The sequence below is a fragment of the Brachybacterium sp. SYSU DS0246 genome (genome assembly GCF_059391765.1).
Genome location: NZ_JBZXYT010000022.1, coordinates 38,761 through 53,216 on the forward strand (window position 1 = coordinate 38,761; position 14,456 = coordinate 53,216).

Below are 14,456 nucleotides of genomic sequence, written 5' to 3' on the forward strand. Positions count from 1 at the left end.
GAGAGGCCGGGGCCGACGGACGGGCTCAGGACTCCACGAGCGGCAGCTCGCCGAGATCCTCGGGCAGGTCCAGCAGATGGACGGCGCCGTACCCGCGGGCGTCCGAGGAGAAGAGCACCTGTGTGGCATCCGGACTCACCGTGGGATGCACGTGGAGGGCCTGGGTGTGGAAGGAGCCCCGATGGCGATGCAGCAGCCGCGGAGGTGTGAACGCGTCGCCCTCGCGCTGCCACACCATGAGTCGCGGGGCGGCCTTCGTGCCATCGCCGACGATCATCTCGAGGTCCCGGCTGTGGTAGTGCATGGAGCTCTCCACCAGCGGTGCCTCCCACAGGCCGGTGCCGTCGTAGCGCACCGCCCCGTGGAACGGGCCGGTCTGCTCCCGGCCGCCGGTCCAGCCGTGGTACCCGATGGATTCGCCGTCCTTCAACCAGTACTCGTGGCCCACCATCTCCGTGCCCTCGGTGGGGCGGATCGGCGTGGTCTCCCCGGTCGCCAGATCCAGCAGCCAGATCCGATGGTCCACCAGGTGCCATGGCCCCTCGTGACAGTAGGTCAACAGCTCGGGACGGGCCGGAGAGGTGTTCACGTGACCGATCCACGCCCGCTCCTCATGCACCACCTCGGCCTCGCCTCCGTCGACCGGGACGCGCAGGACCTGCGAGAGCGGCTGCGCGGCCCAGTACTCCCGGAAGCCGACGTAGCCGTTGCCCAGATCCAGCGCGAGGCGGTCCGAGAGGTCCTCGCTGTAGCTGATCATCACGCAGGCCCCGTCGGCCGTGACGTTCGTGGTCCCTCCCGCTCCGAAACGTGCCGGTGTCGTGTGCAGCACCCGCTGTTCGAGCGAGTCCAGATCCAGAGCCACCAGGTCGCGGCCGTGCCAGAAGTACGCCTCGGAACGGCGGGGGTTCAGGCTCACCGAGTGGAACAGGTTCGAGGCCACGGTGGCGCCGTCGGGGAGGTCCGTGAGCTGGCGGAACTCGTGGCTGTCGAGGTCCAGGCCGTAGAGGTTCGTCGCGTTCCCGCGGTCGGAGGCGAAGAGCAGTCTTCGGCCGTCGTCGTACCAGCCGGGATTGGTGAAGTACGTGTGGTGGCTGTGCGCCTTGTGGTCGGTGAGCTGGGTGATCCGCACGCCCGTGTCGGGATCGTGGACGGTGCGGGACTCTGCGGGGAAGACGGTGCCGAGAGGCATGGCTGTGCTCCTGTGGGTGGGTCGGTCTGTGGTCAGTCGCGGCCGCGGGAGATACCGGCGAGCTCGATGTCCTCGGCGCGATGGCACGCCGTGCGATGCCCGGGCGTGAGCTCCCGCAGCGCGGGCGCCTCGTCGTCACACAGTCCCGTGCGGGCGTGGGAGCACCGGGTGCGGAAGAGGCATCCCGAGGGCGGATCGGAGGGATCGGGCAGATCATCGGAGCGCAGCGTGCTGCGGTGGCCGCCGCGCCGCTGCGGATCCGGGACCGGGACCGCGTCGAGCAGGGCTTCGGTGTACGGGTGTCGCGGAGCGCGGTACAGCTCGTCCGTCGGCCCCTGCTCGGCGAGCCGCCCGAGGTACATCACTCCCACGTGATCGCTGACGTGCTCCACGACGGAGAGATCGTGGGAGATGAACAGGTAGGTGAGGTCGAACTCCTCCCGCACCTCCTCGAGCAGGTTGAGGATCTGGGCTCGGATGGAGACGTCGAGTGCGGAGACGGGCTCATCGGCGATCACCAGGCGTGGCTGGGTGATGAGCGCGCGGGCGATGTTCAGCCGCTGGCGCTCGCCGCCGGAGAAGGCGTGGGGGTAGCGGCGCATGTGCTCGGGACGGATCCCGACCTTCCGCAGCATCTCCGCGACCTGTTCGCGCAGCTCCCCGCCCCGTGCCCGGCCGGCCACCTGCAGCGGCTCGCCGACGATCTGCTCCACCGTCATCCGGGGGTTCAGCGACGAGAAGGGATCCTGGAAGATCGTGCGGATCTCCGTGCGGTAGGCCTTGAGCTGGCGGGTGGACAGCCTGGCGAGGTCGACGCTCTCCCCGTTCTCCCGGTGATACAGGATCTGCCCGGCGGTGGGGGAGAGAAGTCCCGCGATGCAGCGGCCCAGCGTGGTCTTCCCGCAGCCGGACTCCCCGACCAGCCCCATCGTCTCCCCGAGCCGGATGCTGAGGTCGATGCCGTCCACGGCCTTGACGCTGCGGCTCGCACGACGGAACATCCCGCCGCCGACGGGATAGTGCTTCATCAGCCCCGAGACCTCGAGGATCACCGGCGGCTCGTCCGCGCCGCGCGGCTGCTCGTCGGCTCGAGGGCCCACCGGAGGGCGGGGGCGCGCCTCGGCGCGCGGCGCCTGCGCGCCCGGCTCGGCGGCAGCCGACGGCGCGATCCTCTCGTCAGCCGGCGCAACGGCCCCCTCGTGGCTGTAGAGGTGGCAGGTGGCCTCGTGCTCGCCCCCGAACTCGGTCAGGGGCGGTGCCTGGACGTCGCAGACCCCCTGCATCGCCAGATCGCAGCGCGTGCGGAAGGTGCATCCGCTGGGCCGGTTCTGGGGGCTGGGCACCATGCCCTGCACCGTCGGCAGCGGCTCGCCGCGGCGGCCGCCCTGGGCGTCGGGGATCGAGCGCAGCAGGGCCCGGGTGTACGGGTGCTTGGGGTGGGCGAAGATCTCCTCGACGGGACCGCGTTCCACCACCGCGCCGAGGTACATCACGGCCACCTCGTCGGCGATCTCCGCGACCACTCCGAGGTCGTGGGTGATGAACATCAGCGCCATCCCCGTCTCGGCCTGCAGGTCGCGCAGCAGGTCCAGGATGCGTGCCTGCGTCGTGACGTCCAGGGCCGTCGTGGGCTCATCGGCTATGAGAAGGGACGGGTCGCAGCTCAGCGCGATCGCGATCATCACGCGCTGGCACATCCCTCCGGAGAGCTGGAACGGGTAGGCGTCCAGCCGACCCTGCGGGTCGGGGATGCCCACTCGCTCCAGCAGACTCAGCGCCTTCTCCCGCGCCTGGGCGGGAGTCAGGTCCCGATGGAGCCGGATGGCCTCGGTGAGCTGTGCCCCGACGGTGTACAGCGGGGAAAGGCTCGCCATCGGCTCCTGGAAGACCATGCCGATCTCGCCGCCGCGCACCGCGCGCAGCTCCTCGCTGTCCTCGTCGAGGGACGCGAGGTCGACCGGGTCGCGACCCTCAGGCGTCCACAGGATCTCGCCGTCGACCACGCGGCCCGGCGACTCCACCAGCTGCAGCACGGAGCGCGCGGTCGCGGACTTCCCGCAGCCCGACTCGCCGACCACGCACAGCGTCTTTCCCGGATGGACGGTGAGGTCCACCCCGTCGACGGCCTTGATCGAGTGGTCGGGGGTCTCGAAGTGGGTCTCGAGCCCTCGGATCTGCAGCAGCGGACGCTCGCCGGGTGCGAGGGCGAGAGTGTCGGCGGCTGGTCCGCTCTGGGTGGCATCGGGCTCAGGGTGCATGGAGGTGCTCCGTCGTCGTCGCGGAAGGGGTCAGTTGCTGTAGGGGTCCGCGGCATCCCGGATGCCGTCGCCGAGGAAGTTCATGGCCAGGACGGTCACGACCACTGGGATGCCGGGCAGCAGGATCCACGGCGCCGTCGAGATCGCCCGGACGCTCTGTGCCTGTTCGAGCAGCACTCCCCAGCTCACCGTCGGTGCCTGCAATCCCAGTCCCAGGAACGACAGGCCGGTCTCGGCGAGGATGATCGCGGGGATCGACAGGGAGAGGTTCGCGATGATGTGGCTGGTGAAGGAGGGCAGCATGTGCCGGAACATCACTCGCTGCTGCGAGCAGCCGTCGGCGATGGCCGCCTGGACGTACTCCTCGCCGCGGACCGCGAAGAACTTCCCGCGCACCTCACGCGCCATGCCGACCCACCCCACCAAGGAAATGACGATTGTGAGGGCGAAATACCGCTCGAGCGGACCCCAGTTCGGGGGAACCGCCGCGAATAGCGCCATCCACAGCGGGATGGTCGGGATCGACATGATCAGTTCCATCAGGCGCTGGATCGCGGAGTCCAGGCGGCCTCCGACGTAGCCGGAGATCCCGCCTATCACCACCCCGAGGATCAGGGAGAAGAACACGCCCACCAGGCCCAACGACATCGACACCGTGGTGCCGTGGATCATCATCGAGAGCAGGTCGCGGCCGCTCGCATCGGCCCCTAGCAGGTACATCGGCCCGACTTCGGGATCGGTCGGGCCGATCAGGTGGCGGTCCATCGGGATCAGCCACAGGAGCTTGTACTCCGCGCCCTGGACGAACATCCCCACGGGGATCGTCGTCTCCGGATCCGTCGCGAACTCGAGCTCGAGAGTGGCGGGGTCCTGGGTCAACGTGAGCCCGTGGACGTGCGGGCGGAAGGCGCCCTCGTCGAACAGCTCCAGGCGCTGCGGCGGGGCGTAGGTGTAGTCCGCGTCGTGGTACGAACCCGGGTAGGGGGCAAGGAATGGTGCGAACAACGCGACGAGGTAGATCGCCAGGGTGATCACCCCGCAGATCTTCGCGACCTTGTGGCGGGAGAAGGCCTGCCACATCAGCTGCCACTGCGAGGCGACGGTGAGATCTCCGGTCTCGGGGTCGTCGGGCAGCGGCGGCTCGTCCAGTGCGGTGCCTGCCGGTGGCGGTGCCAGGGGTTCAGCCATCGGGGACCTCCTCAGTATCGGAACCGGACGCGCGGGTCCAGCCACGCGAGGGCGAGATCGGAGATCAGGGTGCCGATGACTACGAGCACGGCACTGATCAGGAGGATTGAGCCGGCCAGATACATGTCCTGGCTCATCAGGGCGTTGAGCAGGAGCGGGCCGGTGGTGTTGAGGTTCAGCACCTGGGAGGTGATGGCATCAGCGGCGATGAGCCCCGGCAGGATCCAGCCGATCGTGGAGAAGAACGGGTTCAACGCAGCGCGTACGGGGTACCTGATCGTCAGGCGATTACGCTTCATGCCGCGGGCACGGCCCGCTGATACATAGGGTTTGCGCAGTTCGTCCAGGAGATTGGCGCGCAACACACGGATGTTCCCCGCCGTGCCGGCGGTACCCCAGATGACGATCGGTATCCAGAGGTGGGCGATCAAGTCGCCGACCTTCGCCAGGCTCCATGGCGCATCTCGATACTCCGGGGAGAGGAGCCCGCCGACGCTCTGGCCGAAGTACGTCAGGCCGATCCACATCAGTACCAGGGCGATCAGAAAGTTCGGCACTGCCAGGCCTAGGTAACCGAAGAATGTAAAGGCGTAATCCGTGACCGAGTACTGACGCAGGGCCGAGTACACGCCGATCGGGAAGCTGATCGCCCAGATGAAGATGAGCGTGAGCAGGGAGAGCGTGATCGTCAGGGGAAGGCGCTCCATGAGCAGGTCGCTCACCGGACGGTTGTAACTGAAGGACTCCCCGAAGTCGAGGTGGAGGACGATGTTGGTGATCCATTTCCAGTACTGCACGTACCACGGATCGCCCAGTCCGTAGCGATCGCTGAGCCGCTCCAGCTCCGCGGCGTCCAGCGGCTGGTCGCCGGCTGCGGCGAGCGAGGCCTGCACGGTGGTCAGGTAGTCGCCCGGCGGCAGCTGAATGATGAGGAACGTGATCAGGGAGATCGCCCAGACCGTCGGGATGAGGATGAGGACGCGTCGACCTATGTAGCGCAGCATTGCTAAATCAGCCGAAGTACCAGGTCGGCGGATCGATGTGGCCTGGTGTGAAGTAGAGAGGCGACTCCGGGTATGTCTCGACAACGTTTCGCAGGTGGTTCTTAGCGATCGCATAGCCGTCGCCGGGCAGCACTGTGCCGATGGCGTAGAACTGCTCCTTGGAGATCGCGAGGATCTGCCGGAACAGTTCCTTGCGCTTGTCTGCATCGGGCTCCAGCGGGATCTGGCGCGCGAGATCCATCTGCTCAAGCACCTCGGCGGGCGGCTCCACGGCGTTCTCGCCCGAGCCGTCACTCGTGTAGTACTCCGCCCACTTCACGGCGTAGTTGGACTCGCTCCACGACGGGAACCACCATCGCAGCTCGTCCATTTCGGTGCGATAACCGCCGTCACCGCCCCAGGTGTTGGCATCGTGCTGGTTGGCCGCGGCGGTCTTGCGATCGTAGAACAGGGTTCGCTCAAGAGGATTTACCGTGGCCTTGATCCCCACGGACTCCCAGGTCTGCACAACCAGCGCCATGGCCTGGCCGTGCTGGGCGGCATCAGCCGTCACGTCCACCTGGAAGGTGAGGCGTTTCCCGTCCGGGCGCAGCCGGAAGCCGTCGGAGTCCTTCTCGGTGAGCCCTGCGGCATCGAGGTGCTCGCCCGCCAGGTCGAGGTCGAACTCGGTGTACTGGGTCGCGAACTCCTCGTCGAAGAACTCGGACTTCGGGCTGGGCGCGGCCTGGTGCGGTTGCCCCTGACGCTGGTACACCGTGTCCCGAATGTCCTCCCGATCGATGGCATGGGACAGCCCGATGCGGAAGTCCTTGTTCTGGAAGATCTTCCGCAGCTCCTCGTCGCGATGGTTGAGGTTCAGAGAGATAACCATCTGGTTCATCGAGGTGTTCTCGACGGTGAGGAACCGGAAGTCCCCGGACTCCCGGGCGTCGGCGAGCACCGGTCGGTTCGGGTCGGTGGTGAAGTTGCGTCCGTGCATGTCGATCTCGCCGTTGACTGCCTTGAGCAGCATGACCTCGTCGTTCTGGACGATCTCGAACTCGAGGTGGTCGATGAAAGGCAACTGCGCGCCCGCGTCATCGGTCTTCCAGTAGTACGGATTGCGCTCGGCTGTGACAACGGAGCCCTCGTTGAGCGGGCTGGTGAGACGCCACGCAGTGAGAACCGGCAGCTCGATGTTGTTGAAGTACGCCTTACGATCGCCCCAATAGTCCGTCCAGTCGCCCATGCCGGCCTCCTCGGCGAGCTTCTCCGCCTCGGGGTTCAGATCCGGGAGAAACTGCGAGAGGTAGTGCTTGGGCCAGCCCAGGAGGTTCTTCGGCTGCTCGCCCCGGCTTGCGGTGACCAGGAAGTCGCCGCGGGGCCCCGGGTACTTGAGAACGACCGTTGAGTCGTCGACCTTCTCCGCCGTGCAAGGCTCGCCGTTCGCGGTGAGGAACTCAGGAACGGTGGGGTAGAGGGTGTCGTTGAAGTAGACGTCCTGGATGGCGAACAGGACGTCGTCCGCGGTGACGGGCTCGCCATCGGACCACCGCATGCCACGGCGCAGGTGGAGCGTGAACTCGGTGCCCTCGTCGTTGACATCCACAGCCTTGAACGTGCCAGGGAGTCCGAACTCGTCGAGCTGTTGGCTGGCGCGGACGGTGGGCTCGTAGTGGATGAAGCGATCGAGCCATCCGCGGTCCTGGTCGAGGACCACCCCGGCGAAGGTGCCGCCGTAAGGGCCGTACTCCGGGGTGGCGACCACCAGGCGGTCCTCCTCGATGGGCATCCGCTCGTCGAGTGGAGGTAACTCCCCGGCGTCGACCTTCTCGGTGAGCATCGGGGATTCTTGGGGTCGATCGGGGTCAGGGGTCGTGTTGCGAGCGGCGCCGCCGGCCTCGTCGGAGCCGGATGGCGAGCAGGCGACTATCAGGCCGCTGAGTCCGAGGGCGCCGCTGCCGGCGACCAGCCGACGACGGGATAGGACGGCGGGGTGAAGAACGGTGGAGTCGGGCACGACGGGTCCTCCTTGACGGGTGTGCCAGCGCCATGAGTCGTTTCAATCTTGAACGACGTGAGTCTGTGTGATGCGACGGGACGACTCTCGGCGATGAGGGATCGGGTGTCTCGCAGTGCCGGAAGTAGACCATGGTCTCAAGGCAGGCGTCAACAGCAAGCGTTTGCCGGATGTATCGCCATCCTTTAGCGGAGACTCGTTGACCTGCGGTGACGTCGAGCAAGCCCTCCGGAAATTGACATACCTGGCGGCCGCGGGGAGTCGTGCGGCGGTCGCGTCCTCGGGGTGACGTCAGATCGTCGAGCCGCGCACGACCAGGTGGGGCGGGACGGTGAGCTGGCGCGCCGGAATCGGCCGACCCTCCACGAGGTCCAACAACATCGATCCCGCCAGACGGCCGATCTCTCGAAGGTTCTGCTCGATGCTGGTGATCGCCGGAACGGTCGCCTCCGACATGGTGGTCCAATTGCCGAAACCGGTCACGGCCACGTCTCGGGGCACCGCTCGTCCGTGGGCGACCAGCCTCTCCAGTGCACCCCGGGCGATCTGGTCGGAGTCGCAGCACACGGCATCGATCTCGTGGCCGGCGGCCAGTGCGATGTCGATGGCTCGGCGACCCCACGCCTCGCTCCAGTCCCCGTGCATTGTCCCGCGCACCAGGGCGGAGCCTGCACGCTCGGCGACCGCCCGTGCCTTCGGGGTGGCGGTGCGGGAGGAGCTGGGGCCGGCGACATGCAGGATCCTGGTGCGGCCCAGTTCCAGGAGATGGTCGATGGCCAGGCCCATCGAGGCCCTCCGATCCGTGATGACGGCGTGCTCGGCCGGCTCTCCGGGGGTGTCGAAGGTGTAGACCGTGGGGATGTCGGTGCGCAACGGGCCCTCGAGGCCGTGCGGGCGGTTGGTGACGATCAAACCGTCGACTTGGCGCTCCTGAAGGGCGCGCAGCAGATGTTCCTCGCGAATCTGGTCCTCACGGGTGTCGCTGAGAATGACCGACATCTTTCCCACGGCCAGGGAATCCTCGGCGCCCATGAGGATCGGCATCGAGAAGCGCCCGTAGCTGTCGGTGGTCAGGAAGCCCACGGTGTATGTGCGCCCGCTCGAGAGGCTCCGGCCCCTCGGGTCCGCCACGAATCCGAGTCGATCGGCGACCGAGCGCACGTGCGTCCGGGTCGATGCCTTGAGCGTGCCGGTGTTGTTGAGTGCCTTGGAGACGGTCCCCACGGAAACTCCTGCGGCACGAGCCACATCGGTGATGCGGACGCGATCGGTGGTGCTGGGCCTGGGCTGCATGCATGAACAATACGCCCGGTGAGGCGAGTGCGGAGGAATCCGACCGGCATGCGGAAAACGGTTGCGCTACGTCCGCCCCGGGCGGCGGGGGCGCCCTGGGGCTCGGCGCCCCGGTCATCTCGACGGCACGGGACCGGTCGAGTCGCGCCAAAGGATCTTCGTGATCGAGGGTCGGTCCATGGCGGGCGTCTGGCCGTGCATGACCCGCAGCAGCTCTCCGAGCAGCTCTGCGCCGAGCCGATGGTGATCGATGGAGACCGTCGTGAGGGAAGGGGTCATCCAGGCGCCGAGAGGCATATCCTCCCAGCCCGTCACGCTGAGGTCCTCGGGCACCCGCCACCCGCGCTCGGCGGCTCCGTGGATCGCGCCCGCGGCGACCAGGTCGTCGGCGGCGAGCACAGCGGTGACGGCGGTGCCCGCGGGGAGGTCGAGGAGAGCCGCGCGGGCACGCGAGGGATCCCAGCGGCAGTCGATCACCCCGGCGGAGCGCAGCCCGCGCTCCTCGACGGCGCGCACGAACGCCTCGCGACGGCGCTGGGACGAGGGGTGGCCGTTCTCTCCGGTCAGGTGCAGCAGCTCGCGGTGCCCCAGGTCGGCGAGGTGGTGGACGAGCTCGGCCATGCGGGATGCGTCCGAGAGCGGGCCCACGCCGCGCAGTTTCCGGTCGTAGACGGGGGCGGAGGCGATCGGCACGGTGCCCCGCCGAGTGCGGTCGGCCTCGGGCAGGTCGGTGAGGGAGAGCACCGCCTCGTAGAGGCCGGAGTCCGCGAGTTCCACCACGCGACCGCCGTGCAGCTCCCCAGGAGGGAGGGTCACCACCTCCACCCCGTAGCCGGCGTCCCGGGCGGCGTCGTTCGCCCCGCTGAGCACCTCTAGCGAGCTGCGGGCGTACCCGGCGGGAACGATCAGCGCGAGGCGCCCGGTGGAGCGATTGCGCATCGCACGCGCCACCAGGTTCGGCCGATAGTCGAGCTGAGCGACGGCCTCATCGATGTGCGCCGCGAGCATCGGGGAGACGGTCGGGTCCTGTTTGAGGCGCCGCGAGACTGTCTGGTGGGAAACGCCGGCCAGGCGCGCCACGTCGCGGATGGTGGGGCGCCGGACATCGGCCATGGGTTCTCCTGGGACGGCGGCGGGTGGATGGTGCGGAGGTGAGGCGCAGCTCGGGGGGCATGGCGCAGCTCGGGGCACGGTGCCCACGTGTCGGGTCACGATCTCACAACGGGTGACCGTTCATCCGATCTCGAACGATCGTGTCGCGAGTGACAGCCTCATAGGCCGTCACAGTGCGGCGGGACAGGACTCGGACTACTGATCTGCGAGGTCAAGACAGTTCCGCCGCTCGATGCACCGTGTCGTGCCGGCATACGGTGAGATGTTCAGTGAACGGTCACTCGGCAATGCCGGGATCGCGGCCCAAGCGTCGGTCCGATGGAGTTCCGGGAAAGCGGTTGACTCTCAGTTTGTAACGGTTCAACATGTGACGCAGATTGCCCGGGCCCAAGGGAGCGGCCGCGGCCGGAACGGACCAGGAGACTCGTCGATGAGTACCGAGCTGTACCGCACTTCCCTGTCAGCACCCTCCGACCTCGTCGACTGGACGGTCGAGGGCCCCATGGCCGCGTCCTTCCCCGCGGGCCGGCTCCGCCTGGAGTCCGCCGCTGATGCCGCGGCAGGACAGGCCGCGAACTTCGTTGCCTGGCTTCCCGTCACCCACGCCGGGGACGTGCGCATCAGCTTCCGGTTCCGGCCTCTGCACGAGCCGGGCCTGGCCATGGTGTTCTGGGCCGCCCGTGGCCGCGGCGGCGAGTCGGTGCTCGACCCCTCCCTGCCGACCCGGACGGGGGAGTACGACCAGTACCACTCCGGGGCGATCGACGCGTACCACCTCTCCTACTACCGGCGGAAGTGGGCCTCCGAACGCCGGCTGCACACGTGCAACGTCCGCAAGAGCCATGGGTTCCATCTCGTCGCTCAGGGCGCCGACCCGCTGCCCGCCGCACTCGACGCCGACGATGATTACCTCATCACTCTGACCTGGGCCGATGCCACGGTCACCTTCGAGGTCGATGACATCACCTGCCTGAGCTGGACCGATGACGGCACCGTCGGCGGGCCGGCCCGAACCGGTGGTGCGATCGGGCTGCGCCAGATGGCCCCGTTGATCGGCGAGTACCGCGACCTCACCGTGGAGGCGATCTGAGATGACCAGAGCGACCGGTGCGCTCTCGGCAGCGACGGACCTCGTGCTGCGAGCCCTCGTGATCCAGGGCCTCTGGGTCCTGGGCACCCTGGCCGGCGGCATCGTGCTGGGATGGGCACCCGCGACCATAGCCTCGGCCGATGCGGCGGCCCGGGCTGAGCGCGGAGAGACCATACGCCTGGCCGTCGCGGCGCGGACCTGGCGGCGCGTGTTCCTTCGTGCTCAGCTGAGCCTGGGCCTGCCCGGGCTGCTGCTCGTGCTCGCGCTGCTGACCGCAACCGCCACCGGCATCCCACTGCTTGCCCGGGTCCCCATGCTGCTGCTCGCGACCATCCTGCTGGTCGCTCTGCTGCACATTCCGCAGATCGAGCTTCGCTATGACGTGCCCGCCACCCGCGTGTTCGGGCGGGCAGTGGTGCTCTCCCTGGCGCAGGCTCCGATGTCGCTGCTGATGGGCGCGGCACTCGTGCTCTGGGCAGGTGTCCTGTACAGCATTCCCGGTCTGGCGCCGTTCCTCGGGATCGCGGTACCGGTGCTCATCGCCCACCATCTCGTCTCCCGTTCGCTCGAGCGCAACGAGCGCCTGCTCGCCGAAGCCTCCGCGCCGAAACCGGCCTCCTCAGCCGTTCGCCGCGGATCACCGTCCGAGACCCGTCCCACAGTCCCCGCGATCAGCTGATCGACCCCGTGCTCGGGCGGTCCACCCTCCGGGGCGCTCCGTCCGGGCTTCATGTCCCCGGTCCTCCCGGATCGGCCCCTCCCCGGGCGGCGCACTCGCCCCGCCCGACGATGAAAGGAACAACGATGTTCACACGACGCACTCTCCTCGGCGGCGCGGCCGCCGGCGCCACCGCCCTCGGCATGACCGCCTGCGGAGGCGGCTCCGGAGGCTCCAGTGAAGAGATCACCACGCTGAAGATCATGGCGCCGCTGCTCTCGGAGACGGCTCCCGACCCCGAAGGACAGCTGCAGAAGGCGGTCGAGGAACTGGTCGGTATGCCGCTGGAGATCAACTGGGTCCCGAACTCCAGCTACGGCGACCGGGTCACGGTGACCATGGCCTCCGACGACATCCCCCACGTCATGGTGCAGACCGGAAAGACCGCCGAATTCGCCCAGAGCGCCGAGGCCGGCGCCTACTGGGACCTGACCGACATCCTCGGCGACTACCCGAACCTGACCCCCGAGAACAAGGACATCGCGCACGGGGCCAGCATCAACGGCAGGACGTACGGCATCTTCCGCCTGCGTGACGCGATGCGCGCGGCGATCAGCATCCGCAAGGACTGGCTGGACAACCTCGGCCTGGCCGAACCGGAGACCACCGATGACCTGCAGGAGATCGCCCGAGCCTTCACCGAGGACGACCCGGCCGGGGACGGATCCTCCACGACCGGGCTCATCATCCCGGCGTGGGACGGGTACGGCAACAACGGCCCCTACGACCTCTGGGAGACCTGGCACGGGACCGCCAACGTGTGGAAGGAGGACGGCGGGTCGCTCTCCCCGGCGTTCCTCGCCCCGGAGTTCGTCGAGGCGAACCGGTCGATGCGGGCCATGATCGAGGCCGGCCACGTCAACACGGACTTCGCGACCATGGACGCCGCCACCTGGAACGAGCCGTTCTTCAACGGGCAGGGCGGGCTCATCGCCGACGTCAGCTCCCGCGGGCTGCAGCTGCTGGGTCTGTTCAAGGACGCCGATCCGGACACCTACGGCGAGAAGGTGACCATGGTCGGCAACCTCAAGAACCCCGACGGCACCATGTGGGCGCTGCCCACGCCGGGCTACTCCGGGTACGTCTCGATCCCGAAGGCCGCCGTGCCCACCGAGGCCCAGCTGGACACGGTCCTCACGGCACTGGACAAGCTCTCCTCCAAGGAGGGGCAGGACCTGCTGAACAACGGCCTCGAAGGCGTGAACTACACCGTCGAGAACGAGCAGTCCGTCGCAATCGAGAGCGAGGAGGCCTCCGTCGTGGACAGCGACGTCTCGGCCTTCGCCCAGATCGGGACGCAGTCCAACGGGTACCTCGGGTACCCCACTGCCCCGGCGGGCGAACCCGAGAAGGAGCTGGACGAGAAGCGGCTCGCCTTCCACGAGGCCGACATGGAGCACGCGGTCTTCAATCCGGGCGCTGCCTACATGTCCGAGACGTACCTGCAGAGCGGCGCGGTCCTGGACCAAATCGTCGTCGACGCCCGTCTGAAGTACCTCGCGGGACAGCTCGACGAGGCCGGACTCGAAGCCGAGCTCGAGCGCTGGACCAGCAGCGGGGGCCAGCAGGTCATCGACGAGATGAACGAGCTGTACCAGGCGGACCAGTGAGTGCGTCCCTGCAGAACCCGATGTCGGCGGCCGCGATCAAAGACGCGGCCGCCGACGCCCCCGCCCCGCCACGGCGACGGAAGTCGCTTCTGAAGCGGCTGCGCCGTGCCCCGATGCTGTACCTCATGCTCGTTCCGGGCGTGCTGTACTTCGTGATCTTCAAGTACGTGCCGATGTACGGCGTGACCATCGCGTTCCAGGATTACCTTCCGTTCCTGGGCATGCAGGACAGCCCATGGGTGGGCCTGAAGCACTTCGAACGACTCTTCAGCGGGCCGGACTTCGGGCGCCTGCTGAGCAACACCCTCATCCTGGCGTTCCTCAATGTGGTGATCGCCTTCCCGGCACCGATCATCGTGGCCCTCATGCTCAACGAGCTGCGCAAGCAGCTGCTGAAGAAGTTCATCCAGACGGCGATCTACATCCCCCACTTCCTCTCGTGGGCGATCGTCTCGGGCCTGACATATCTGCTGTTCGCTCTCGACGGCGGCCCGATCACGGTGCTGTTCGAATCCATCTTCGGGATCCACGCCAACTTCTTGGCCGATCCGGACTGGTTCCGGCCGCTGATCATGGCCCAGACCCTGTGGAAGAGCACCGGATGGGGCACGATCATCTACCTCGCCGCACTGGCAGGAGTCGACAAGCAGCTCTACGAGGCGGCCATGATCGACGGCGCAGGGCGGTTCCAGCAGCTCCGCCATGTGACGATTCCGGCCATCATCCCGACCGTGATCATCATGCTGATCCTCACCATCGGCAACTTCCTCGACACCGGCTTCGAACAGATCTACATGCTCACGAACTCACTGAACCGCGAGGTGGCCGACGTGTTCGACACCTACGTCTACTTCATGGGCATCACCAACGGTGCATACAGCTACTCCACTGCGATCGGGCTGTTCAAGTCGGTCGTCGGCCTGATCCTCATTCTCGGGGCGAACTGGCTGGCGAAGAGATACTCCGAATCGTCCCTGTTCTAGGAGCCCCC

11 protein-coding genes are annotated in these 14,456 nt (G+C 67.7%); 4 read left to right on the forward strand and 7 right to left on the reverse strand.

The window, feature by feature from the left end; genetic code table 11:
- Nucleotides 1-25: 25 nt before the first annotated feature.
- The 7 genes from AC5020_RS11880 to AC5020_RS11910 all read right to left on the reverse strand — a co-directional run bounded on the left by AC5020_RS11880 (nt 26) and on the right by AC5020_RS11910 (nt 10,047).
- Nucleotides 26-1,192: an oligogalacturonate lyase family protein gene (locus tag AC5020_RS11880; protein ID WP_464988447.1), complete on the reverse strand. Its 1,167-nt coding sequence runs from the start codon at nt 1,190-1,192 to the stop codon at nt 26-28.
- Nucleotides 1,193-1,224: 32 nt separating this feature from the next.
- Nucleotides 1,225-3,450: an ABC transporter ATP-binding protein gene (locus AC5020_RS11885; protein WP_464988448.1), complete on the reverse strand. Its 2,226-nt coding sequence runs from the start codon at nt 3,448-3,450 to the stop codon at nt 1,225-1,227.
- A gap of 30 nt (nt 3,451-3,480) precedes the next feature.
- Nucleotides 3,481-4,638, reverse strand: a complete 1,158-nt coding sequence (locus tag AC5020_RS11890) for an ABC transporter permease (protein ID WP_464988449.1) — start codon at nt 4,636-4,638, stop codon at nt 3,481-3,483.
- Nucleotides 4,639-4,649: 11 nt separating this feature from the next.
- Nucleotides 4,650-5,642: an ABC transporter permease gene (locus tag AC5020_RS11895; RefSeq protein WP_464988450.1), complete on the reverse strand. Its 993-nt coding sequence runs from the start codon at nt 5,640-5,642 to the stop codon at nt 4,650-4,652.
- 7 nt (nt 5,643-5,649) lie between these two features.
- Nucleotides 5,650-7,641, reverse strand: a complete 1,992-nt coding sequence (locus tag AC5020_RS11900) for an ABC transporter substrate-binding protein (RefSeq protein ID WP_464988451.1) — start codon at nt 7,639-7,641, stop codon at nt 5,650-5,652.
- Nucleotides 7,642-7,932: 291 nt separating this feature from the next.
- A complete protein-coding gene (locus tag AC5020_RS11905; protein ID WP_464988452.1) occupies nt 7,933-8,934 on the reverse strand; it encodes a LacI family DNA-binding transcriptional regulator in 1,002 nt (333 codons plus the stop codon).
- 114 nt (nt 8,935-9,048) lie between these two features.
- Complete coding sequence (locus AC5020_RS11910) at nt 9,049-10,047, reverse strand: LacI family DNA-binding transcriptional regulator (RefSeq protein WP_464988453.1); 999 nt, start codon at nt 10,045-10,047, stop codon at nt 9,049-9,051.
- A gap of 430 nt (nt 10,048-10,477) precedes the next feature.
- On the opposite strand from AC5020_RS11910, the gene AC5020_RS11915 reads away from it, so the two are divergent.
- From AC5020_RS11915 to AC5020_RS11930, 4 genes are all read left to right on the forward strand, one after another.
- Nucleotides 10,478-11,137, forward strand: coding sequence for a DUF1961 family protein (locus AC5020_RS11915; RefSeq protein ID WP_464988454.1), 660 nt, complete (start codon nt 10,478-10,480; stop codon nt 11,135-11,137).
- A gap of 1 nt (nt 11,138) precedes the next feature.
- Nucleotides 11,139-11,816, forward strand: coding sequence for a DUF624 domain-containing protein (locus AC5020_RS11920; protein ID WP_464988455.1), 678 nt, complete (start codon nt 11,139-11,141; stop codon nt 11,814-11,816).
- Nucleotides 11,817-11,941: 125 nt separating this feature from the next.
- Nucleotides 11,942-13,465 carry a type 2 periplasmic-binding domain-containing protein gene (locus AC5020_RS11925; RefSeq protein ID WP_464988456.1) on the forward strand — a complete coding sequence of 508 codons (1,524 nt, stop codon included), beginning with the start codon at nt 11,942-11,944 and terminating at the stop codon, nt 13,463-13,465.
- On the forward strand, nt 13,462-14,448 hold the full coding sequence (locus tag AC5020_RS11930) for an ABC transporter permease (protein ID WP_464988457.1): 987 nt from the start codon (nt 13,462-13,464) through the stop codon (nt 14,446-14,448). Before AC5020_RS11925 ends, AC5020_RS11930 begins: the two co-directional genes overlap by 4 nt.
- Nucleotides 14,449-14,456: the final 8 nt, after the last annotated feature.